23 protein-coding genes are annotated in these 22,665 nt (G+C 63.4%); 19 read left to right on the forward strand and 4 right to left on the reverse strand.

The genetic code is table 11. From position 1 onward, the window contains the following. The first annotated feature begins 155 nt into the window (after positions 1 to 155). The 4 genes from AC6UAL_RS05070 to gluQRS are packed head-to-tail and all read left to right on the forward strand — an operon-like array spanning position 156 to position 5,182. Positions 156 to 1,901, forward strand: coding sequence for an ATP-binding cassette domain-containing protein (locus AC6UAL_RS05070; RefSeq protein ID WP_500682283.1), 1,746 nt, complete (start codon positions 156 to 158; stop codon positions 1,899 to 1,901). A 41-nt stretch (positions 1,902 to 1,942) separates the two neighbouring features. Next, positions 1,943 to 2,386, forward strand: coding sequence for a hypothetical protein (locus AC6UAL_RS05075; RefSeq protein WP_500682284.1), 444 nt, complete (start codon positions 1,943 to 1,945; stop codon positions 2,384 to 2,386). Continuing rightward, positions 2,383 to 4,284 carry a hypothetical protein gene (locus AC6UAL_RS05080; protein WP_500682285.1) on the forward strand — a complete coding sequence of 634 codons (1,902 nt, stop codon included), beginning with the start codon at positions 2,383 to 2,385 and terminating at the stop codon, positions 4,282 to 4,284. Before AC6UAL_RS05075 ends, AC6UAL_RS05080 begins: the two co-directional genes overlap by 4 nt. A gap of 22 nt (positions 4,285 to 4,306) precedes the next feature. Continuing rightward, the gene (gene gluQRS, locus AC6UAL_RS05085; RefSeq protein WP_500682286.1) at positions 4,307 to 5,182 is read left to right on the forward strand and encodes a tRNA glutamyl-Q(34) synthetase GluQRS; all 876 of its coding nucleotides are present in this window, start codon (positions 4,307 to 4,309) and stop codon (positions 5,180 to 5,182) included. A 160-nt stretch (positions 5,183 to 5,342) separates the two neighbouring features. Here the strand turns inward: gluQRS and AC6UAL_RS05090 are convergent, their stop codons facing one another. The 3 genes from AC6UAL_RS05090 to AC6UAL_RS05100 form a co-directional block, all read right to left on the reverse strand. Beyond that, positions 5,343 to 6,617, reverse strand: a complete 1,275-nt coding sequence (locus AC6UAL_RS05090) for a 3-deoxy-D-manno-octulosonic acid transferase (protein WP_500682287.1) — start codon at positions 6,615 to 6,617, stop codon at positions 5,343 to 5,345. Continuing rightward, entirely contained in the window at positions 6,614 to 7,177 is a 564-nt protein-coding gene (gene rsmD, locus AC6UAL_RS05095) for a 16S rRNA (guanine(966)-N(2))-methyltransferase RsmD (protein ID WP_500682288.1), read from the reverse strand. Before rsmD ends, AC6UAL_RS05090 begins: the two co-directional genes overlap by 4 nt. Positions 7,178 to 7,263: 86 nt before the next feature. Further along, the gene (locus tag AC6UAL_RS05100) at positions 7,264 to 8,028 is read right to left on the reverse strand and encodes a hypothetical protein (RefSeq protein ID WP_500682289.1); all 765 of its coding nucleotides are present in this window, start codon (positions 8,026 to 8,028) and stop codon (positions 7,264 to 7,266) included. A gap of 72 nt (positions 8,029 to 8,100) precedes the next feature. Between AC6UAL_RS05100 and AC6UAL_RS05105 the strand changes: the two genes are divergently transcribed. Together AC6UAL_RS05105 and AC6UAL_RS05110 are read left to right on the forward strand one after the other, a co-directional pair. Next, positions 8,101 to 8,580, forward strand: a complete 480-nt coding sequence (locus tag AC6UAL_RS05105) for a hypothetical protein (protein ID WP_500682290.1) — start codon at positions 8,101 to 8,103, stop codon at positions 8,578 to 8,580. Further along, positions 8,577 to 9,530 (forward strand): aldose epimerase family protein, encoded by a 954-nt coding sequence (locus tag AC6UAL_RS05110; RefSeq protein WP_500682291.1) that lies wholly within the window; start codon positions 8,577 to 8,579, stop codon positions 9,528 to 9,530. The genes AC6UAL_RS05105 and AC6UAL_RS05110 overlap by 4 nt, the downstream gene beginning before the upstream one ends. A gap of 293 nt (positions 9,531 to 9,823) precedes the next feature. Here AC6UAL_RS05110 and AC6UAL_RS05115 read toward each other — a convergent pair whose 3' ends face one another. Beyond that, positions 9,824 to 11,062, reverse strand: coding sequence for an LL-diaminopimelate aminotransferase (locus tag AC6UAL_RS05115; RefSeq protein ID WP_500682292.1), 1,239 nt, complete (start codon positions 11,060 to 11,062; stop codon positions 9,824 to 9,826). A 104-nt stretch (positions 11,063 to 11,166) separates the two neighbouring features. Here AC6UAL_RS05115 and AC6UAL_RS05120 point away from each other — a divergent pair, with 104 nt between their 5' ends. The 13 genes from AC6UAL_RS05120 to rpsS all read left to right on the forward strand — a co-directional run bounded on the left by AC6UAL_RS05120 (position 11,167) and on the right by rpsS (position 22,660). Next, entirely contained in the window at positions 11,167 to 11,598 is a 432-nt protein-coding gene (locus AC6UAL_RS05120) for a hypothetical protein (protein ID WP_500682293.1), read from the forward strand. Between the two features lie 133 nt (positions 11,599 to 11,731). After that, the gene (locus AC6UAL_RS05125; protein WP_500682294.1) at positions 11,732 to 13,288 is read left to right on the forward strand and encodes a 2-isopropylmalate synthase; all 1,557 of its coding nucleotides are present in this window, start codon (positions 11,732 to 11,734) and stop codon (positions 13,286 to 13,288) included. Between the two features lie 56 nt (positions 13,289 to 13,344). Next, positions 13,345 to 14,043, forward strand: a complete 699-nt coding sequence (gene pth / locus AC6UAL_RS05130) for an aminoacyl-tRNA hydrolase (protein ID WP_500682295.1) — start codon at positions 13,345 to 13,347, stop codon at positions 14,041 to 14,043. A gap of 95 nt (positions 14,044 to 14,138) precedes the next feature. Further along, positions 14,139 to 16,163 carry an acyltransferase family protein gene (locus tag AC6UAL_RS05135; RefSeq protein ID WP_500682296.1) on the forward strand — a complete coding sequence of 675 codons (2,025 nt, stop codon included), beginning with the start codon at positions 14,139 to 14,141 and terminating at the stop codon, positions 16,161 to 16,163. A 219-nt stretch (positions 16,164 to 16,382) separates the two neighbouring features. Next, positions 16,383 to 16,787 (forward strand): 30S ribosomal protein S12, encoded by a 405-nt coding sequence (rpsL, locus tag AC6UAL_RS05140; protein ID WP_500682297.1) that lies wholly within the window; start codon positions 16,383 to 16,385, stop codon positions 16,785 to 16,787. 24 nt (positions 16,788 to 16,811) lie between these two features. Further along, positions 16,812 to 17,285, forward strand: a complete 474-nt coding sequence (gene rpsG, locus AC6UAL_RS05145) for a 30S ribosomal protein S7 (protein ID WP_500682298.1) — start codon at positions 16,812 to 16,814, stop codon at positions 17,283 to 17,285. Positions 17,286 to 17,349: 64 nt separating this feature from the next. Next, positions 17,350 to 19,530 carry an elongation factor G gene (fusA, locus tag AC6UAL_RS05150; protein WP_500682299.1) on the forward strand — a complete coding sequence of 727 codons (2,181 nt, stop codon included), beginning with the start codon at positions 17,350 to 17,352 and terminating at the stop codon, positions 19,528 to 19,530. A 40-nt stretch (positions 19,531 to 19,570) separates the two neighbouring features. Next, positions 19,571 to 19,879: a 30S ribosomal protein S10 gene (gene rpsJ, locus AC6UAL_RS05155; protein ID WP_446095692.1), complete on the forward strand. Its 309-nt coding sequence runs from the start codon at positions 19,571 to 19,573 to the stop codon at positions 19,877 to 19,879. 56 nt (positions 19,880 to 19,935) lie between these two features. Beyond that, positions 19,936 to 20,580 carry a 50S ribosomal protein L3 gene (gene rplC / locus AC6UAL_RS05160; RefSeq protein ID WP_500682300.1) on the forward strand — a complete coding sequence of 215 codons (645 nt, stop codon included), beginning with the start codon at positions 19,936 to 19,938 and terminating at the stop codon, positions 20,578 to 20,580. A 26-nt stretch (positions 20,581 to 20,606) separates the two neighbouring features. After that, positions 20,607 to 21,215 carry a 50S ribosomal protein L4 gene (rplD, locus tag AC6UAL_RS05165; protein ID WP_500682301.1) on the forward strand — a complete coding sequence of 203 codons (609 nt, stop codon included), beginning with the start codon at positions 20,607 to 20,609 and terminating at the stop codon, positions 21,213 to 21,215. 1 nt (position 21,216) lies between these two features. After that, positions 21,217 to 21,501 carry a 50S ribosomal protein L23 gene (rplW, locus tag AC6UAL_RS05170; RefSeq protein ID WP_500682302.1) on the forward strand — a complete coding sequence of 95 codons (285 nt, stop codon included), beginning with the start codon at positions 21,217 to 21,219 and terminating at the stop codon, positions 21,499 to 21,501. 29 nt (positions 21,502 to 21,530) lie between these two features. Next, positions 21,531 to 22,364, forward strand: a complete 834-nt coding sequence (rplB, locus tag AC6UAL_RS05175; RefSeq protein ID WP_500682303.1) for a 50S ribosomal protein L2 — start codon at positions 21,531 to 21,533, stop codon at positions 22,362 to 22,364. A gap of 26 nt (positions 22,365 to 22,390) precedes the next feature. Then, positions 22,391 to 22,660, forward strand: a complete 270-nt coding sequence (gene rpsS / locus AC6UAL_RS05180) for a 30S ribosomal protein S19 (protein ID WP_500682304.1) — start codon at positions 22,391 to 22,393, stop codon at positions 22,658 to 22,660. The last annotated feature ends 5 nt before the right edge of the window (positions 22,661 to 22,665 follow it).

Raw genomic sequence — 22,665 nt, forward strand, 5'->3', positions numbered from 1 at the left:
TCTCAGAGTGAGGGTAAATAACGATATCGTGGCGCCGCTGGGGTGAATAACGGTTTCAACAAAACTGCTCGAGACCCGAAAGCCGCTCCGAAACACGTTTTTTCCTTGCGGCGGCGGGAGCATTGTGCTAGCATACAGATACTCCGAATACTGCCATGCTGAAGGCGAAAAACATCTGTTTTGAAGTGCCTGACGGGGATGAAGTCCGCGTCTTGCTCAACGACGTCAACTTTTGCGTACCCAAGGGCCACTTCATGGCGATCGTCGGTCCGTCGGGCTGCGGCAAATCAACGCTGCTCAAGGCCATTGCCGGCATCAACCCCGTCAGCTCCGGCTCCTTCATCTGGGAAGGGCGCGACTTGGAGGAAGAAGGCGACTTCGAACCGCACGAAATCGGCTACGTGCCCCAGTTCAGCATCGCCTACGATGAACTCACCGTCGATGAAAGCATCGAGTACTCGGCTCGCCTGCGCGTGAAGGCCGACGAAGACACCCTCAACGACATCATCGACAACGCGCTGGCGGAGACCGGCCTGACCGACATCGCCGACCGCCAGGTCAAGCTGCTTTCCGGCGGCCAAAAGCGCCGCCTCGGCCTCGCTATGGAGCTGGTCTCAAGCCCCCGGCTGCTGCTCTGCGACGAAGTCACCAGCGGCCTCGACCCCCACTCCGAGCGGGAAATCGTCGAACTGCTCCACCAGCTCAGCCTCAAAGACGGCCGCATCGTCATCTCCGTGACGCACAGCCTCGCGCAGATGGAGCTCTACGACAGCATCCTCGTCATGGTCGAGGGCAACCTCGCCTATCACGGCTCGCCGCAGGCTATGAGCCACTACTTCAACGTCGAGAGTTTTGAGGGAGTTTACCCCATGCTGGCCTGCCGAGACGGATTCGCTTGGCACGACAGCTGGCTGCGCCACTACCGCGACTACTACATGCGCCTCAACGAAGAGCACGTGGCCAAGTTCGCGCGCCTCGGCATCCCGCTTCCCGAGCCGACGCCGCTGCACCAACGCGACAGCGATGAGGAGCAGGAGTCCCCGCAGCCGGGCTTCCTCTCGCAGACCTTCACCCTGTTGCGGCGCCGCTTTGACATCCTGATGCGCGATCGCGGGCAGCTGCTGCTGCAAATCGCGATGATCCTCATCTTCCCGATACTCGTCGCCCTCTTCTCGGACATGGGGCAAGATCAAATCCCCTCACTGCCGGCCAGCGAAACGGGCCAGTTCTCGCTCTCCGACATCGAGGCCGCGCAAGAGCAGGCCGAAGTCAGCGCTCGCGTCGGCACGGCCGTCTCCGGCATCATCATGTTCCAAGTCGTGCTGCTCGGGCTCATGGGCTCGAACAACTCGGCGCGCGAGATCGCCGGCGAGCGCCTCATCATGGAGAAAGAAAAGCTGGCCGGTGTCGGCGTGGCTCCCTACGTCGCCAGCAAGCTCGCCTACCTGACCCTGCTCGTGCTGCTGCAGAGCATCTGGATGTTCGGATTCGTGCAGTACTTCTGGCCCTTCCGGGGTGATTGGTACGTGCACATGGGCTTCCTGCTCCTGGCCAACGCCGCCATGACGGCCATGTGCCTCGGCATCTCGGCGGCCTGCCGAACGGCCGATCAGGCCTCGCTGCTGAGCATCTACCTCGTCGGCTTCCAGCTGCCGCTCTCCGGCGCCGTGCTGGCTCTGCCGGAAGTAGTGGCGCGCATCGTGCAGCCCTTCATTTCCGCCTACTGGTCGTGGAGCGGCAGCATTGAAGGCGGCCTCGAGCCCCAGGTGCGCGAGGTCGTCCTCTCGCTCAACAGCACGAACTTCAGCACTTCGACCGTCTGCGTCTGGGTGCTGGCGGCCCACATCGCGGCGGGCCTTGCCCTCGCCGTCTGGGGCGCTTCGCGAACGCGCTGGGAATAAGCGCACTGCCCCTGTGAACGCAACCTACATCACTCACTCCTATGGCCAGAAGAAGACGCAACAACTCATCGGGTAACAAAAACATTTTGTACGTGATCCTGGGGGCCGTCGCCTTGGTCCTCATCGTCGCCGTGCTCTTCAAATCGTCGGGCAGCAGCTCCGGAGCAGGGCCGACCGACAGCGACTTCCGCATATCGGATTACCGCAAGGGCGGCTCTCGCTTCACCAACAACAAATACCGCCTCGAAGGCCGCGTTGAGGCCGTGATGCCGCAGGGCCATGATCGCCTTGTCGCCGTCACGCTCGCCAACAACCCCGACGGCGAGATTCTGCCCATCCTCGTGCCTGACGGCGCCGCCGGCGACGTCAACCTCGACCGAGGGAAAACCTACATCTTCAACGTTGAATGCCGCAGCGGCCGGGATGAATCCGGCGAGCCCATCAAGGGCATCTTTATCACGCGCGAAGTGGAGAATAAGTTATGAAAACGTCTCAAATGATCATGCTGCTGGCTCTCGGCAGCTCCCTGTGCTCGGCGCAGATGCCCAACAGCTTTGACGCCTCCGGCAAGTCTGCCCAGTCGGAGAGCGGCGTGCCCGCGGATCAGAACGGCGGTGACGCCGCCAACCCGCAGCTCTTCGGTATGGAGATACCTCTGCTTGACCCCTCAACGGATACCGTCAAGTACAACGGCGGCTTCTTTGACGTGGGCAACAACGCCGTGGTGCGCGCGCGCTTCGAGAAATATCTCAGCCAGAAGCCCGACGAAAGCGCCAAGTCCAAGGACTACCGCAGCAAGATCGGCAAAATCCTCAAACTCACGGAGCGCTACACCAAGGGCAAGCGCCCGGGCAGCAAGGTGCTGGTGAGCATCGGCAAGACGCTCTACGACATCAGTGACTACTCGGGCGATGCCGGGCAGTCCGCCGCCCTGGCCAGCGCGCTCGTCAGCGCTCTGGATGCCCAGCGCGCAAACTTCGAGCGCGATCGCGAGAGCGAGCAGCTGGAGAAAGAAATCGACGAGCTGGTGAAGCGCACCAACAGCCTCAACAACCGCAACACCCAGCGCGGCAGCGGAGCCACCGGCAACATCAAGCCCAGCGGCCAGAGCAACAACAGCAGATACCGCAGCAATGACATCCTCATCGCGCACAACACCACCAAGGTGGCGGAAAACAAGGCCCTGCGCGTGAAAAACGACGCGGAGAACGCGGCCAACCTGCTGGCGGCCAAGACGAGCTACCAGAGCATGATGGCGAGCTTCCTGCTGCAGCGCCGCTTCGACCATGCACTCATCGCCGCACGCCTGTATCGGCACGTCTTCCGCGACGGCGACACGAAGCTCAACATCAAGGAAGACTCCGACTTGGGCAAGGTGTTCAGCGGCGTGGGCGGCCTGCCGCCGACGGTCTCGATGATCGACCAGCTGGCGAGCAATGCGCGGCGCGAGGTGGATCAGAACATCGAGTCCGTCCATTCCCTGCTGGCTCAAAACAAGCTCGCCGCAGCGACGCAGCGCCTTGTCGAGGCCGTGGCCGTCGGTGAATACATGCAGAGCGTCGCGACCTTCCCGGAGGCCGACAGACTGCGCATTCTCGAGTTCTGGGAGCTCCGCAAGAAGGCCCTCACAACGCTCAATCACCGCGACTACGAGCAGCTGCAGGCGGTCGCGACGCGCATGAAAGAGCTCGATGCCGACTTCGACGATTCGCTGCTGCGCAGCTACTGCAAGGGCAAGATGAACGAAAGTAACCTGCACCTGCGCAACGCGCGCAAGGCGATTGCCGCCGGAGACGAAGAAACCTTCAACGCCGAGGTGCGCCTCGCCGGCGAGATCTGGCCGCTCAACCCCAACATCGACAAGGGGATGGAGCAGATCGAAGAGCTCGATAGCCAGGATTATCTCAAGGACGACTTCCGCAGCCTCGTGGCCGCGGGCGACCTGCGCGGCGTCTACAACAGGCGCGACGAAATGAAAGTGGTCGCCATGGACAAAGAGCTCGGCTCTCAGTACGAAGAGGCCGTGACCTTCATCGGAGGCTTGGATGAGATGCTCCGCCTACTCGACGGCCAAGCGCAGTCCGTCGGCGAATACGGCGCCTGCATGGCATGGGAGGAGCTTGACCGCTACAGCCGCGAAGACGAGCGCTACGCTCGCGACTCGGCCTTCAAGGACGCCGTAAACACCTACCGAGTTCGCGCCAACGACTTCGTCGGCGCGATGGAGAAGGCCGCCGAGATGGAGAAGCGCCGCGAGTACGGCTCGGCTCTCTCCTGCTACTACTACGCCCGCTCCAAATACCCGAACTCGAAGCTGGCGCAGGAGGGCATCGAGCGCGTCTCGCGCCTGATTCTCGACGGCAGCTACGACATGAAGGACTGAGGCGGGCAGGGGGCTCTGAGCCATGTTGCGCCATCCTGTCACCACGCGCTTCGCTCCCTCGCCGAGCGGGCCGCTGCATGTCGGGCATCTGCTGGCGGCACTCTCGGCGCGTCGTCTGGCGGATCGGCACGGCGGGCGCTGCGTGCTGCGCATCGAAGACATCGACGCGCGAGCGCAAGACCCGCATTGGGTGGAGCTGATGCACGAAGACCTCGACTGGCTCGGCCTGCACTTCGACGGCGAGACCATGGTGCAGAGTCGGCGCATGCCCCTCTACGCCGCGACCCTGCACGAGCTGCATCGCCGGGGGCTGCTCTACCCCTGCTTCTGCACGCGCGGCGACATCCGCGCCCAGCTCCGCGACATGGGGCGCGCACCGCACGCAACACTCGGCTACCTCTACCCCGGCACCTGCAAAAAGCTGCCGCCCGACCTCGTCGCCGAGCGGCTCGCAGCCGGACTGCCCCACTGCTGGCGCCTCGACATGGAGCGCGTGCAAGACCTCATCGGCTGCCCGACTTGGCACGACCTCAGACGCGGGACACAGCGCTGCGTCCCGACGCTCTACGGCGACGTGGTGTTGGGGCGCAAGGATTTTCCGGCCAGCTATCATCTCGCCGTTGTCATCGACGACGCGGCTCAGGGCGTCAACCTTGTCACGCGCGGCCGGGACCTCTTCGACGCCACGCACATCCACCGCGCCATCCAAGGCGTGCTCGGCCTTCCCGTTCCCCTCTACGATCACCACATGCTGCTGTGCGACAACGAGGGAAAGCGCTTGGCGAAACGCGACGGCGCACGCTCCATCGCCTCGCTCCGCGAAGCCGGCATGACACCCGCCGAGCTGCTTGATTCACTGGCGCGCGCTCTTGAAAACGGCGGCATCTGGCGCATCTGAGCCGCGCGAAACCGCAGCTGCGCCATGACGAACTCGAGCTGCGCGAAGCCTAGCTTGAGCCGCACGAAGCCGAGCCGCGAGCCGCACGAAGCCGAGCCGCGAGCTGCCGAAGTCGAGCCGACGACGGGCGCCGAGCTTGCGTCGCACCGTCCCGTCGGTATCAGAAAAAGCGCTCGACGAGCGCCACGCTGCGAGCCGTGGCTCCGGCATGAGCCTGCAGAGCCGCCAGCCCGCGTTCGCAGCGTGCCCGCGAAGCCTCGGGCTTGCCGAGCACCTCGCGGAGAGCATCCGCCAGCCCGTCCGCTTCGCAGCGGAGGATGCCGCCGGCTTCTTCCAGCAGGCGGACGAGGTCGGCGAAGTTCGTCATGTCCGGCCCGGTGATGACGGGCACCCGTGCGGCGATTGCCTCGACGGGGTTTTGCCCGCCGCGCGCCAGAAAACTCTTGCCGATGACGGCCGCATCGGCCAGCGCCGTCCACTCGCGCAGCTCGCCCGTCGTATCGGCCACGTAGCAGGCGTCCGCGGGGACGCTTTCAGGCAGCTTGCCGGCCGTGCGCAGCAGGGGAGTAAAACCCGCGGATTGCAGATCGCGCACCACCTCGTCGCGCCTCTCGGCGTGGCGCGGGACAATCAGAGCGAACGCGCCGACCTCGCGTGCCGCGCGGGCAATCAGCAGCTCCTCGCCCGCGTGCGTCGAAGCCGCGAGCACCACGGGGCGCCCGCCCCTGAGCCGATCGAGAATCGCGCGGAACTCGGCGCGCGGTGCCTCGGGGGCATCCCCCAGCACGTCGAACTTGATGCTGCCCGTCACCTCAATGATGCCGGGCTCAACACCGATGCCCGCGAAGCGCTCCTTGTCGCGCTCGTTCTGGGCACCCAAGGCTGAGAGCCGCGAGAAAAGCAGCGACGTGATGCCCCGCACCTTGCGGTAGCGCCCCTCGCTGCGCGGCGAGAGACGCGCATTGAGCATCAGCATCGGAATCTTCCGGCGGCGGCAGGCCTCGGCAAAATTCGGCCAGAGCTCCGCCTCAATCAGCACCACCGCACGCGGCTCAAAGCGCTTGAGGCAGCGCCCCGAGAGCCCCGGCAAATCCAGCGGCGCGTACAGAGCGCGCAGCCCGGGTATCCCGGCGTCGCGCACCACCTGATGTCCCGTGGCCGTCGACGTCGCCAGCACCACCGGCTCGGCGTGCGTCCTGATCCACTCGCGCGCGAACTTCAGACCGATAAAGGCCTCTCCCACCGACACCGCGTGAATGTAGAGCCCACCTTTCGGCTCCGATGCGGACGGACGGCGATAAATGCCGAAGCGCTCCAGCAATCCCGTGCCGAAGCCTCCGCGCCTCTTCATCTTGATGAGGTAGCCCGGCAGAGACAGCAGCAGAAAAAACGGAAAAAACAGGTTGTAGAGCAGCAGAAAGAAAAAGCGTTTCATGACTCGACCTGATAAAAGAGAATGGTGTTTTTGCCGTAGCAGCGCTCATCGACAAGCCGCCAGCCCGCGAACTCGCGGCTGCGGGCGTCGCCCACCCCGTAGCCCAGCTGAGCCTCGGCGATGAAGAAGCCGCCCGGGCTGAGCAACTCGTGCAGGCGATCCGTCATCAGCTCGGCAATCATGTCGCGATCGCCGATGGCCTTGCAGTAAGGGGGATCAGCAAAAATAATGTCATATCGGCCGCCGTCGCGCTTCACAAAGGCCAGGCAGTCGCTCTGCACCACCGAGCCGCCGCTGAGGCGCGATTTTTGGAGGTTGTCTCGCGCAGCGATGCATGAGGCGCGAGAGGCGTCGACCATGCACGCCGTGGCAGCCCCACGGCTGAGCGCCTCGATGCCCACCGAGCCCGAGCCGCAGAAGAGGTCGAGCACGTGAGCCCCGTCAATCAGCGGCCCGATGATATTGAAGAGAGCCTCGCGGACGCGATCCTGCGTCGGGCGAACCTCTCCGTGCGGAACTTTGATGGGCATGCCTTTGGCCGCGCCGGCAATGATGCGCATAGGTCGATGGGGGAAGGAAGGGCGGATGTGCAGAAAAAGCGGGAGCCGATGAGCGGCTCCCGCGTACAAACATGAGGCTTCGGCTTTTACTTCTGGCCGGGCTTGCTCGACGATGCCGAAGGAGCGTCGGCGCTGAAGCGCATGAGGTAGGCTGCCTGCGCGATCGGCGTATTGGTATCGCCCATCTGCTCGAGGAAGGAGTAGAGAATGTAGACGTACTTGTTGTCATCGGAGCGCGTCACGCGCACCGTCTCCGTCACCTTCGTGAAGTCGCCGGACTTCTCAAGCTTCCATTCCGTGCCGCTCTGCCGACCGAACGCAAAGAGATCCGAAGTCGTGCAGCTCGACGGATTGAGCGTCCCGTTGTTGGACGTCCAAACATTGGCCTTGGGGTCGTAGCGGAGGGCGGAAATCGTCAGCGGAACAAGATCCCTCTCCTGCACCCTCGTGAGGGAGAGAATGCTCATCGTCTGATCATCATCAGCCTTGACGCTGAACACAACCTCGCCGCTCGGCACCACGCGCAGCTTCTTCCAAGCCGCGATGTAGGCATCGTAGTCCTTGCGGTCGGGCCAGAGGTCGGCATCGTACTCCATAGCGCAGTCCGCCTGAGACTTGCCCACGATCTCCTTCTGCTTTTCGGGACTCATCGACCGCAACTTCTCCACGAGTTTGCGCTGTTCGGCCGCGAAGGAATCATCGACGACGGCTCTGACGATGCTGCCCTTCATGATGGTACCGTCGCAGGGAATATACTCGGAGAGCCCGGGCGCTTCGCTCTGAGGCGCTGCTTGGCATACCAGAGAAACGGACGCTGCGACTGCTGCGAAAAGGAACGTAAGTGCTTTCATATTCGTGTGTCCATTTTAGCACGAATTTTTTTCTTGGCAAGTACGAAATTCGGTGGTAAGGTGTGCCGTAAGGTGAGAACAGTATCCCGATTAGCTCCCGTCATCCTAGCGCTGGCAGCGACCTGTTCGCTGCTGTCGTGCTCGGTTACTCCGGCCGACCGCATACGCGAAAATCCGACCCTCTACGCCTCGCTGACGCCCAAACAGCAACAGGCCGTTATGAGCGGGCAGCTCGAGATCGGCATGTCGACGGCTGCCGTCTATCTGGCCATGGGGGCGCCCTCGGGCTCGGGTGAGCGCGCTGATGCGAACGGGCTGCGGGAGCAGGTCTGGTTCTACAGCAGCATGCAGCCCGTTGCCGTCGTGCCCCGCGCGTACTACTGCTACCCCTACGGCGGGCCCTACTTGGGCGACGACTGGGTCTACCGCCGCCGCCTCGATGCCGTCGTTTATTTCAGGCAGGGCAAAGTCGTCGGGTGGGAGCGCAACGTGCCCGGTTCGAGCATACCCTTCTCCTCCTATGTTTCATACGGTCCCTCTTTTGTCTTATGATTTACGGAACAACCCCCGACGGCCGCGACTTTGAGATTTTCACGCTCAGTTACGGTGATTTGGACGTCAGCATCTCCAACTACGGTGCGCGTCTCGTGAGCTTCAAATACCGTGGGCAGGATCTGCTCTACGGGCCCAAGACGGCCGAGGCCATGCTGGCGGATGAGTGCTACTGCGGCGCCATCTGCGGGCGCGTCGCCAACCGCATCGCCGGCGGCAGCTTCAGCCTCGACGGCCGAGACTACAAACTGGCCGTCAACAACGGGCCGAACCACCTGCACGGCGGCCTTGTCGGCTTCAGCTCGCGCATTTGGACGGTCGAAAAGGCGGATGATCTTCAGCTGGTGCTCAGCCTCGTCTCCCCCGACGGCGAAGAGGGCTACCCGGGCACCGTGCATCTGCGTGCCGAGTACAGCCTCAACGAGCAGGAGCTCTGCCTGCGCCTCGAAGCCTCGACCGATGCACCCACCCTGCTCAACCTCACCAACCACGCCTACTGGAACCTCAAGGGCAAGGGCACGATAGACGACCACAGCCTGATGGTCAACGCCGATCAGTACACGCCCATGGTCGCCAACATCCCCACGGGCGCCATCGCTCCGGTCGAGGGAACCCTTTACGACCTGCGCCGCGAGGCGAAGCTCGGCCTTCGCAACGCCCCCGGCGCCATTGCCGGCGGCTACGACGACAACTACGTGCTCGACAACGGCGGCGAGCCGGCCGAGGCGGCCGTGCTCAGCGCAGGCGACCTCTGCCTCCGGGTGCTCACCGACGCCCCCGGGCTGCAGGTCTACACCGGCGACTACCTCCCGCTCAAGCGCGGCGGCGTGGCTCTCGAAGCGCAGAGCTTCCCCGATTCGCCCCACCACCCGAACTTCCCCTCCATCGAGCTGCGCCCCGGGCAGAACTACTGCCGCAACATCTGCTGGCTCATCGACGGACTCTGGTGAAGAACCCGCCCCGCGCGGGCAGCGACCTCCTTCAACCCCAGCGGGGCGGCATGAGCCGCCCCGCTTTTTGTTTCCGGGCGCCGCATCGGCGGGAAAGCCGCCTCTCCACCCTCCCTCTCGGCGTCCGCCCTGCGTCATCCTGCGCTGTCCTCCGCCATAACCCGCTGCCCCGCGGCACGTCTGCCCCTCAGCGCCCGCCTTTTCTCCCTCTCCCTAAGCTCTCCCCAAAAAAAAGACTGCTCCGCCCCGGAGAGGGGGGAGCAGTCCTGCACATTCTCCTTGAAAGCGGGGGCTCAGGCCAGCAGCTTGGCGATGCGGCGGCAAACCTCCTCCACATTCGCGCGGCTGTTGAAAGCCGAGATGCGGAAGAAACCCTCGCCGTGCGCGCCGAAGCCCGCACCCGGCGTAATGACCACGAGAGCCTCCTCGAGCATCTTGTCGAAGAACTCCCAGCTGCCCATCCCCGCAGGCGTCTGCACCCAGACGTAGGGAGCATTGGCACCGCCCCAGACCTTCAGACCCGCCGCGCGGCAGGCCTCGGCCAGCAGCTTGGCATTGCCGAGATAGTGCTCGATGAGCGCCTTGCACTGCGCCTGACCCTCGGGCGTGAAGAGAGCCGCCGCGCCGCGCTGCACAATGTAGCTCGCGCCGTTGAACTTCGTGCAGTGGCGGCGATTCCAGAGCTGAGCCACCTGCACGGGACGGCCCTCGGCATCCTTGCCCATGAGCTCCTTGGGAATCACCACATACCCGCAGCGCGTCCCCGTGAAACCGCCCTGCTTCGAGAACGAACGGAACTCGATGGCGCAGCGACGCGCCCCGGGAATCGCGAAAATCGACGTCGGGATGCTCTCATCCGTCACGAAAGCCTCGTAGGCACCATCGTAGAGCAGAATGGTATCATTCTTCAGCGCGTAATCCACCCAAGCCTCAAGCTGCTCGCGATTCGCCACGGCACCCGTCGGGTTGTTCGGGAAGCAGAGGTAGACGAGGTCGACGCGCTGCGCGGGCACCTCCGGCACAAAGCCGTTTTCCGGCGTGCAGGGCAGGTAGACCAGCCCCTCGTACGAACCGTCCTCGCGAGCCTTGCCCGTATTGCCGTTCATCACATTGGTGTCGACATAAACCGGGTAGACCGGATCGGGCACCGCAATCACATTATTGTGGCCGAAAATATCCAAGATATTGCCCGTGTCGCACTTCGCGCCGTCGGAAACATAAATCTCATCCGCGTGCACCTCGACACCGCGGGCCTTGTACGACACCTCGGCGATGGCCTCGCGCAGCCAAGCGTAACCCTGCTCCGGGCCGTAGCCGTGGAAAGTCTCGCGCTTCGCCTGATCGTCGACAGCCTTGTGCATTGCGTCGATGGCTGCCTGGGGCAGGGGCTCGGTGACATCGCCGATGCCGCAGCGAATGATGTCGGCAGCCTTATCAGGATGAGCCGCGGCAAAAGCCGCGACGCGGCGACCGATTTCCGGGAAGAGGTAACCGGCCTGAAGCTTCAGAAAGTTATCATTGATCTGTGCCATGCGGCGTATGATGCCAGAATGATTCTTGTTTGGCAAGCCCAAATGAGGCTTTCGCGCGCACTTTCGCCTTGACGCAGGCGAGCGTACATGGTAAGGGAAGAGGCATGTTCAAGCATCTCATCGCTACCCTGTGCCTGAGCGCTCTGCCCTCAGCCCTTGCCGCCGCCGCTGACCTGCCGCCGACCGACCTCGAGCAGCACAGCGACCATGAAAGCACCATCGCTCTGAGCGTGAGTGCCGGCGGCTGCAACGCCGACACCCTGATCGATGCCAACAACACCACACCCTACCGCTGGGTCATCATCGGTGAAGGCGACAGCTCCGTGGCCACCCTCAAACTCGACTACGAAGCCCCCGTACCCGCCTCGCGCGGCGGCGCCGTCCTCTGCGGCGCGCCCGGCAAACTGCGCGTGAGCGTCATCGGGCATCGCCCCGGCGTCACCGAATACGTGCTCGGCTACACCCATCTGGCCGATCGCCATGCCCGCCCCGCGCGGAAACTGACCCTGCGCATCACCGTAACACCCTCAAAATAAAGCCGAGCAAACGCGGCCTTCCCGTCGTTTGTCCGCAAGCTCATACCGCCTGCGATCCCCGCGCGGTATGAGCTTGTCTTTTTCTCGCCGTCGGTGTATAATCCCTGCGGTAATCAAACCCTGAATCAACCATATGAGCGACAAAGTATTATTCTTCGACACCACCCTCAGGGATGGCGAACAGTGCCCCGGAGCGTCCATGAACCTCCGCCAGAAACTCGAAGTAGCACGTCAGCTCGAGAAACTAGGTGTGGACATTATCGAAGCGGGCTTCCCCTGCATCTCCGACGGCGACTTTGAAGCCGTGCACACCATCGCCTCCACCATCACCAAATGCCGCATCGCGGGCCTCGCACGCTGCGTGGAGAACGACATCCGCCGGGCCGGAGAAGCCGTTGCGCCCGCCGGAGATCGCGGCCGCATCCATACCTTCCTGGCCACCAGCCCCCTGCATCGCGAGTTCAAGCTCAAGAAGAGCAAGGAGGAAATCATCCAAATGGCCGTCGCCGGCGTGAAACTCGCCAAAACCTACGTCGATGACGTCGAGTTCTCGGCGGAGGACGCCAGCCGCACCGAACTCGACTACCTTGCCGAAGTCGTCACCGCCGTCATCGACGCCGGAGCCACCACCGTCAACGTCCCGGACACCGTCGGCTTCACCACGCCCGGCGAGTACTGCAACATGGTGCGCTACCTCAAAGAGAACGTCCCGAACATCGACCGCGCCGTCATCTCCGTGCACTGCCACAACGACATCGGCTTGGCCGTCGCCAACTCGCTGGCCGCCGTGCAGGCCGGAGCGCGGCAGGTGGAGGGCGCCATCAACGGCATCGGCGAGCGCGCCGGCAACGCCGCGCTCGAAGAGGTCTGCATGGCGTTGACCATTCGCCCCGAGGCTTTCGGCTTCGCCGCCGGAGAGAAACCCCACAACCTCAACACGCGCGAAATCGTCAAGACCAGCCGCGTCGTCGCGCGCTCCAGCGGCCTTGCCGTCCAGCGCTCCAAGGCCATCGTCGGTGAAAACGCCTTTGCCCACAGCTCGGGCATTCACCAGCACGGCATCCTCGCCAAGCGCGAAACCTACGAAATCATCGACCCGGCGGAAGTCGGCTGGGGCGAAACGGAGCTGCCGCTCACCAAGCACTCGGGTCGCGCCGCCGTCAAGGCTCGCCTTGAAAAACTCGGACACAACCTCTCCGACGAAGAGCTCAGCCACGTCTTTGAGCGCTTCAAGAAAGTGGGCGACAGCAAAAAGTTCGTCTACGACGACGACCTCGCCTCGCTCGTCAATGACTCGCTCGACACGCACAACGGCCGCTGGAAGCTCGTGCAAATCCAGTTCATCGCCGGCGACAAAACCTGCCCGACGGCAACCGTCACCCTCGAAAAAGAGGGCAAGCCCTACACCGACTGCGCCATCGGCAACGGCCCCGTCAACGCCTGCTTCAAGGCCATCGACCGCATCACCAAAGCGAAGGGAACGCTCGTCGACTACAACGTGCGGGCCACATCGGCCGGTCAGGATGCGCTCGGCGACGTCTCCGTCAAAGTGCAGTTCGGCAGCGAGTGCGGGTGTGCGCCCGTCTCGGGCAAGGGCGCGGCGACAGACGTCATCGAAGCCTCGGCACGCGCCTACCTCAACGCCGTCAACCGCAACATCGTCTTTGAGGAGATGAAGCGCAAGGCCTGAAGCCTGCCGCGCCTCAACTTCGCAACGCCTTCGCAGCAACCCCCGACAGCGCCGCCATGGAACGCATCCGCCTCGTCGTCGGCCTCGGCAACCCCGGGCGCGAATACGCTCAGACCCGCCACAACGTCGGCTTCATGGTGCTGGATCGCCTGGCGGCGCATCTCAACGCCCCCTGGAAGGCGGACAAAGCTCACAAATGTGAGCTGGCGTCCGCTGCCGGGGTGCTGCTGGTCAAGCCGCAGACCTACATGAACGCATCGGGCGAAAGCGTCGGGCCGCTGATGCGCTACTTCAAGTGGGAGCCCGCGCAGGTGCTCGTCATCTACGACGACATCTCCTTCCCCGTCGGCACCATGAAACTGCGTGCCGGAGGCTCGGCCGGCGGGCACAACGGCATGAAATCGCTCATCGCCCATCTCGGCACCGAAAAATTTCCCCGCCTGCGGGTCGGCATCGGCGTGCCCGGGCAGAAGAGCATGGTCGGCCACGTCCTCGGCAAATTCAGCGACGAAGAGAAACCCCTCTTCGAAGAAAGCCTCCTCAAAGCCGAAGCCGCCACTCTGATGATGCTCAGCGACGGCTTCGAGAAAGCCGCCAACACCTTCAACCCGCGCAAAGAGAAAAAACAGCGCCGCCGCCCCGAGCCGGAAGCCGACGCAGGCCCCGAGACCGACGCAGGCTCTGAAGCCCCCGCAAGCGGCAGCGGCGAAGCGCCCGAAAGCGCGGCGGGCGAGCCGCAGCCCCGCGATTGCTGAAGCGGCGGCAAGCGGCGCCTTGCCTGCCCCGCTTCACCCGGCTTCCCTCCCCCCGGCCGACTCAGCTCGCGGCAACCCCATCTCTCCGCATACTTATGGCATCAGGTAAACAGTTTTTGACGCATATCAACGGCCTTCGCGGCCTCGCCATCCTCGCCATCGTCCTCTACCACCTCAGCCCGAGCCTCTGCCCCTGCGGCTACTTCGGCGTGGACGTCTTTTTGGTCATCAGCGGCTACTTCCTGTTCCGCAACGACATACCGCGCCTGCGCGACAAGAACCTGCGCCTGCGGGACTACGCCGCACGCAAACTGTGGCGCATCGTCCCCCCTTGGATGGTCGTCGCCGTCCCCGTCGTCCTGATCTGCCTCTTCTACATGCCCTATGTGCGCAACGTCACCATAGCCGGCACCGTCGGCGCGACCGCCTTCGGCTTCGCCAACGACTACATCGCCTTCAGCGGCAGCTACTTCAACCCCAACGTGCAGCAGAACCCCCTGATGCACCTCTGGTATATCGGCCTCACCGAGCAGCTCTACGTCCTTTTGCCTCTGCTGGCCCTGCTGCCCGCGCGCAGCGGCAAAGCCGCCGTCCGCGCCGTCCTCGCCCTTGTCGGCGTCCTTTCTCTGCTCTTCTGCGCCTACCTGAACTACGGCATGCTGGTGCCGGCCTGGGCCGATACCGTCAACTCCATCAACAACGACCTGATTCGTCCCTACTACAGCGTCTTCACCCGACTCTGGGAGCCCCTGCTCGGCGCTGCCGCAGCCGGCATCAGCCTCGCCCCCGCTGCCGGCAGCGCTGCTCGAATCGGGCGCAAGCTGGCGGGCGCCGCCGCCCTCCTCGGCTTTGTCGCCGCCTGTTACCTCTGTGAAACCGGATCCGCCCTCAGCCTGCCTGCCGCCCTCGCCGCAGCCCTGCTCATCCTTTTCGCCGCCGAGGGACCCGTCGCGCGCCTGCTCAACCTGCGCCCCCTCCAGCAACTCGGCAGCATCTCCTTCTCCCTCTACCTCGTCCACTGGCCCGTCATCGTCATCTGGCAGTACTTCTGCTTCTGGAATCCCGGCGCATGGGACATGCCGGGCATGGCGCTGCTCTCCCTTCCCCTCGCCGTGCTCCTCTACCGCGGCGTCGAGACCCGCTGCAGCAAGTGGCCGAGCCGGCTGGGTCGCCGCGCGCGCCTCAGCTTGGCCCTCATCCCGCACCTCCTCATCCTGCCTTGGTCGCTCTGCATGACTCAGGCCACCTTCATGGAGCAGGTCCTGCCCTCGGGCATCCCCGAAAAAGTCTCCGGCTACACCCACCGCTACTTCGCGGGCACGGTGGCGGGACTCGGCGAAGACGTCGACAAAGACGTCTTCCGCGAGGGATTGCACGGCCTCGGCGGCAACAAACAAGCCCCGCTGCGCTTCCTCATCCTCGGCGACAGCCACGCTTGGCACCTCGCCGACGGCCTCGACACCGCCTGCACCGACAACGGACGCCTGCGCGGCCTCTACCTCAACTTCTCCTGCGTCCCCGCCTGGAACTGCCGCATCACCCTCAACCAAGGCAAAAACATCTGGGAGCGCTCTCAGGGCGAAGCCCTCATGAACTGGCTGAGCCGCCGCCGCGATCTGCGAGCCGTCCTGATCTCCGTGCATTGGTGGCTGCGCCTGCAACCCGAAGCCATCACCGACTGGGACGGCCGGGCCATCGCAGCCGACGACTACCGAGCCGCCGTCGAAGCCGGCATGATCGAAACCTGCCGCCGCATAGCCGCCTTGGGCATCACCCCGGTCATCCTGCGCGACAACCCCAAATTCCTCGGCGATGACCCCTACGAAACAGCCCTCGTCTACCACGGCCTGAACCGCGAGATACCCGACATGGCCGTCACCCCCGAGCAGCATGAGGCCAACACCGCCGCCGAGCGCGCCATGATCGAGCGCATCATCGCCGCCGTCCCGCAGGTGCGCGTCGTCGATGCCGCCCCGGCCATGTTCATCGGCGGCCGCTACCCCTTCCGCGACGAGCAGGGGCGCTTCCTGTACCGCGACACCAACCACGTCAGCGTGCACGGCTCCAAGCGCATCGCCGAGCGCATCATGCAGGAGCTCGGTGAGCTGCTCGTCCCCTGAAAAATGGATAAAAAACAGGAAAATGGCGCTTTTTCCCAAGAAAAGGCTTGCCATTTCGTGAAAATATTGTACCATAACCGCCCCTGAAACCGCGCCGGAAGGCGTCAAAGTGAAAGGATTATCGGGTCCGCCGCCGGAAAAACGGCAGGTTTCCTCTAGGTGAGAGGAGCTTGCTGGCTACCGTGCAAGCGCCTGAAAACAAACAAACCAGAAGGAAACATGCCGACCATCAATCAACTCGTCCGCAAAGGACGTATCGTACCGGAAGAGAAGTCGAAGTCTCGCGCTCTTCACAGCTGCCCGCAGCGTCGCGGCGTCTGCCTCCAGGTCATGACGCGCACGCCCAAGAAGCCGAACTCCGCTCTTCGTAAAGTTGCTAAAGTTCGCCTGACCAACGGCGAAGAAGTGATCGCCTACATCGGCGGCGAGGGCCACAACCTCCAGGAACACTCCATCGTGCTCGTGCGCGGCGGCCGTGTGAAGGACTTGCCCGGCGTTCGCTACCACATTGTCCGCGGTGCTCTCGACTGCCTCGGTGTTGACAAGCGCCGTCGCGGCCGTTCGAAGTACGGTGCCAAGCGCCCCAAGGCCGGCGCCCCTGCAGCCACCGGTAAGAAGAAGTAAATCAAAGCTTTAAGAAAGAATACTATGGCTCGTCGTAAACGCGTCTACAAGAAGATTGAACGTCGTGACTCCCGTTACGATTCCGTGCTCGTGGGCAAGCTCATCGGCAAGGTGATGCTCTGCGGCAAGCGCTCTCTGGCTGAGCGCATCGTCTACAAGGCCATTGATCTGGCCAACGAGGGCACCGACACCGTCAGCCCGCTCGAGGTTCTGACCCGCGCCATTGAGAACGCCAAGCCCCGCGTCGAGGTGAAGAGCCGCCGCGTCGGCGGTGCCACCTACCAGGTGCCGCTCGAGGTTGCTCCCGATCGCTCCGAGGCTCTTGCCATGCGCTGGATCATCGGCTACGCCCGCAACCGCAAGGGTATCCCGATGGCCAAGGCTCTCGCCAACGAAATCAAGGAAGCCGCCGCCAATCAGGGTGCCGCCGTCCGCAAGCGCGACGATGTGCACAAGATGGCTCAGGCCAACCGCGCCTTCGCCCACTTCCGCTGGTAAGCAGCCGACGGAAGTTTTCTCGTAATCTCTGAAAAAATCAACATTCATATTACTTTCTACTACAATGGCTAGTGTTAGCAGCCCGAACCGCAAGGCCCCGCTTGAGCGCTACCGTAACTTCGGTATCGCTGCTCACATCGACGGCGGCAAAACCACGCTTTCCGAGCGCATCCTCTTCTACACCGGCATGATCCACAAGATCGGCGAAGTGCACGATGGCGCAGCGACGACCGACTGGATGGAACAGGAGCAGGAGCGTGGTATCACCATTACGTCCGCCGCAGTGACGACCAACTGGAAACAGCTCCCCGCTGAGGGCTGCTACAAGCTTTTCGAGAACGAGAACTTCCAGTTCAACGTGATCGACACCCCCGGGCACGTGGACTTCACCGCTGAGGTGGAGCGCTCCCTGCGCGTGCTTGACGGCGCCATCGTCGTGTTCTGCGGCGTTGCCGGCGTGCAGCCCCAGACGCAGACCGTCTGGCGCCAGGCCACCAAGTACAACGTGCCGCGCATGTGCTTCGTCAACAAGATGGACCGCACCGGTGCCAACTTCGACAACGTGCTCAACGACATCCGCACGAAGCTCGGTGCCAACGCCGCTCCCATCCTCATCCCCATCGGCGCTGAGGACAGCCTCTGCGGCCAGATCGACGTCGTGAACCAGAAGGCCATCATGTACGCGGACAACGACCGCATGGGCTCCACCTACGAGATCGTTGACATCCCCGAAGAGCTCAAGGAGAAGGCGGCTCTCGCCCTCGAGGAACTCAAGGAACGCGTGGCTGACGTGGACGACGAACTCGGCGAACTCTTCCTCATGGAGGAGCCGATCGACGCTCCGACGCTCAAGGCTGCCATTCGCCGCGCCACCATCGCCAACAAGTTCGTGCCCGTTTCCGGCGGTTCCGCCTTCAAGAACAAAGGCGTGCAGGCCCTCCTCGACGCCGTTGTCGACTACCTGCCCTCGCCGCTTGAGGCCAAGCCCGCCGTGGTGACCTCGACCATCGCTTCCGGCCTCGATGAGAACGGCTACGAAGTCTTTGACACCAAGGAGATCATCCCCTCCGACGATGACAAGCCCGTCGCCCTCGCCTTCAAGCTCTGGGCTGACAAGTTCGTCGGCTCGCTCGTCTTCATCCGCGTCTACACCGGCGTCATCCGCAAGGGCGACACCGTCTACAACCCCCGCACCCGCAAGCGCGAGCGCGTCGGCCGCCTCCTGCAGATTCAGGCCAACGTCCACACCGACGTCGACGAAGTCTTCTCCGGCGACATTGCCGCCATCGTGGGCCTCAAGAACGCCACGACCGGTGACACGCTCGCTACCGACGACTACGACTACACGCTCGAGCCGCCGACCTTCCCCGATACCGTGATTTCCATGGCCGTCGAGCCGCTCACCAAGGCCGACCAGGAGAAGATGTCCAACGCCCTGCAGCGCCTCTCCGCCGAAGACCCGACCTTCCGCGTCAAGACCGACGAAGAGACCGGCCAGACCATCATCGCCGGTATGGGCGAGCTGCACCTCGACATCATCGTCGACCGCCTGCGCCGCGAGTTCAAGGTCGAAGCCAACACCGGCAAGCCCCAGATCGCCTACCGCGAGACCATCACCAAGAGCGCCGATCGCGTTCAGGGCAAGCTCGTCAAGCAGTCCGGCGGCCGCGGTCAGTACGGTGACGTCGTCATCGCCATGCGTCCGGGTGAGCGCGGCACGGGCCTCAAGATCGCCAACAAGATCGTCGGCGGTGCCATTCCGAAGGAGTACATGAACGCCGTCTACGCCGGCCTCAACGAGGCCATGAACTCCGGCTGCGTCGCCGGCTACCCCGTGGAAGACGTTGAAGTCGACGTCATCGACGGCTCCTACCACGAAGTTGACTCGAACGAAAACGCCTTCAAGATGGCCGCTATCTTCGCCATGAAGAACGCCTTTGCCAAGTGCGGCCCCGTGCTGCTGGAGCCCATCATGAGCGTTGAAGTCTCGACCCCCGCTGAGAACCAGGGCGACATCATGGGCGACCTCAACCGCCGCCGCGCCCAGGTCAACAACATGGAGCACAAGGGCAGCGAGTGCATCCTCACCGCCTCCGTGCCGCTGGCTGAGATGTTCGGCTACTCGACCGACATCCGCACCCTCTCCAAGGGTCTGGCCTCCTACTCCATGGAACCCTCTCACTTCGAGCAAGTGCCCCCGAACCTCGTCGCCCAGATCGTCAAGGCTCGCGGTGGCAGCAAATAAACCAACCCGTATTACATAACCCTAAACATACCGCACGTTCATGCAAAGTCCGAAAATCCGCATTCGTCTCCGTGCCTTTGACAGCCGCGCGATCGACCGTTCCGCTTCCGAGATCGTCGAGACCGCCAAGCGCACAGGCGCCAAGGTTGCCGGTCCGATTCCTTTGCCGACTCGCATCGAGAAGTTCTCTGTGAACCGCTCGGTCCATGTTAATAAGAAATCTGCCGATCAGTTCGAAATCCGCACCCACAAGCGCCTGCTCGACATCATCGAGCCGACCTCTCGCACGGTTGAAGAGCTCAAGAAGCTCAACCTGCCCGCCGGTGTCGACATCACCATCAAGATCTAAGTTGCCCGCGCAGCACGGATTCCCATTACGAACCCCCAACACAGATTTACATTAACATGTCTTTAGGACTTATCGGTAAGAAGGTTGGCATGACCCGCGTCTTCAACAAGGAGACCGGCGCCATGATCCCCGTGACCGTCATCGACGTCGCCGGCAACACCTACGGCCAGATCAAGACCGTTGAGAAGGACGGCTACAGCGCCGTGCAGGTTGCCTTCGACGCCCAGAAGGAAAGCCGCCTGAGCAAGCCCGTCGCCGGCCACTTCAAGAAACTCGGCATCGCCCCGGCGAAGCTCCTCAAGGAGTTCCGCGTCGACGCCGCTGAACTTCCCGCCGAGGGTGCCGCTCACCCCGGCTGCGAACTCTTTGCCGAAGGCGCCTGGGTCGACGTCATCGGCACCTCCAAGGGCAAGGGCTTCCAGGGCGTTATGCGCCGCCATAACTTCCACGGCTCCCCCGCTGCCCACGGCTCGATGATGCACCGCCGCACCGGCGGCATCGGCGCCTGCGCCACGCCCTCCCGCGTGTGGAAGGGCCAGAAGATGCCCGGCCACATGGGCAACGAGCGCAAGACCGTGCAGAACCTGAAGGTCGTTCAGGTGCGCAAGGACGACAACGTGATCCTCGTCTCCGGCCCCGTGCCCGGCGCCAAGGGCTCGTACGTCGTCATCCGTCCGGCCAAGAAGAAGAACGGCAAATAAGAAATACGAACTAGGAGAACCTATCTATGTCCGCTACAGAATTTACCATTGAGGCAGCCAACGCCGCCAACATCGTGACGGTCGGGCCCGAGAAGGGCAGCCAAGCCGTGCACGACCTGGTGACTGCCTACCGCGCCAACCGACGCACCGGTTCCGCCAACACCAAGACGCGTGCCGAGGTGGCCGGTAACAACCGCAAGATGTACCGCCAGAAGGGCACGGGTAACGCCCGTCACGGCGATCATCAGTCGCCGATCTTCGTGGGCGGCGGCGTCGTCTTCGGCCCGCGTCCCCGCGACTACAGCAAGAAGGTGAACAAGTCCACCCGCAAGCTGGCCCTGCGGCGCGTGCTCGGTGACATCATCTCCGGCGGCAAGGTCGTGACCGTTCCGACCTTCAGCATCGAAGACGGCAAGACCAAGAGCTTCGTCGCCGCGGTCGCTCAGATCGCCGAAGGCGCGAAGATCCTCATCGTCGCGCGCAACTTTGATGAAGAAACCAAGCGCGCCGGCCGCAACGTGGCCGATGTGACGCTGATGTCGGCCGACGAAGTGAACGTCGAGCAGCTGCTCGACGCCCGCAAGGTCGTGCTTGTCGAATCCGCTCTTGAAACCCTCGCCAACCGCACCAAGTAACATGAACGACATCTACGACGTTATCAAGAAGCCCCGCGTGTCCGAAAAAGCCACCGTGCAGCACGAGTCCACGGGTGAACTTGTGCTGGAAGTGGCGGTCAAGGCCACCAAGGTTGAAATTAAGCAGGCCGTCGAGAAGGCCTTCGGCAAGAAAGTCGCCTCCGTTCGCACCGCGAACTACGACGGCAAGGTGCGCCGCAAGCGCACCAAGGACGCCGGCGTCTCGCCCGCTTGGAAGAAGGCCTATGTGCGTCTCGCCGCAGGCGAAAGCCTCGACCTCGTCTGATCATCGAACCCCTAAACACGTAAGCTATCATGTCCCTCAAGTCATTCAAGCCTACCACTCCGTCCAACCGCTACAAGGTTCTGCCCGGGTTCGACGAGATCACCAAGAGCAAGCCTGAGAAGAGCCTGCTCGAGCCCCTCCGCAAGAGCGGCGGCCGCAACAACAACGGCCGCATCACCACGCGCCACATCGGCGGTGGCCACAAGAAGCACTATCGCCTGGTCGACTTCCGCCGCACCAAGACGGAGCCCGCCACCGTGATCGCCATTGAGTACGACCCGAACCGCACCTGCCGCATCGCGCTCGTGCAGTACAGCGACGGCGTCAAGAGCTACATCCTTGCCCCGGTCGGCCTCACCGTCGGTATGACGGTGCAGTCCGGCGAGAACGTCGCTCCGAAGGTCGGCAACGCCATGCCGCTCAAGAACGTTCCGCTCGGCACGGCCATCCACAACATCGAAGTGCGCCCCGGCACGGGCGGCAAGATCGCCCGCTCCGCAGGCCAGCAGGCCGTGCTCTCCAACCGCGACGGTGAGTACGCCCTCGTCAAGATGCCCTCCGGTGAAATCCGCAAGTTCCGCGTTGACTGCTACTGCACGATCGGTCAGGTCGGCAACACGCAGCACATGAACGAGTCCTCCGGCAAGGCCGGCCGCACCCGCTGGATGGGCATTCGCCCGACCGTGCGCGGTATGTGCATGAACCCCGTCGATCACCCCAACGGTGGTGGTGAGGGTAAGTCGAAGTCGGGCGGTGGCCGCCAGCACCTGAAGTCCCCGTGGGGTCACGTCAAGGGCCAGAAGACCCGCCGCATCCGCAAGCCCAGCGACGTCTTCATCGTTCAGCGCCGCAAGTCCAAGTAACCTAACCCTCAACATCATTACATACAATGGGACGTTCCCTCAAAAAAGGACCCTTCGTCAGTCAGTCTCTTCTCGACAAGGTTGACGCCCAGCTTCAGAGCGGCGACCGCAAGCCGATCAAGACCTGGAGCCGCGCCTCGATGATCATCCCCGATTTCGTGGGCATCACCTTCCTCGTGCACGCCGGCAAGAGCTTTGCCACCGTGTACGTGACGGAGAACATGGTCGGCCACAAGCTTGGTGAGTTTGCTCCGACGCGCATCTTCAAGGCGCACGGCGGCATCGGTAAGAAGTAATACGA

It is taken from the genome of Candidatus Parakkermansia intestinigallinarum (assembly GCF_944389695.1).
GTDB lineage: Bacteria > Verrucomicrobiota > Verrucomicrobiia > Verrucomicrobiales > Akkermansiaceae > Akkermansia > Akkermansia intestinigallinarum.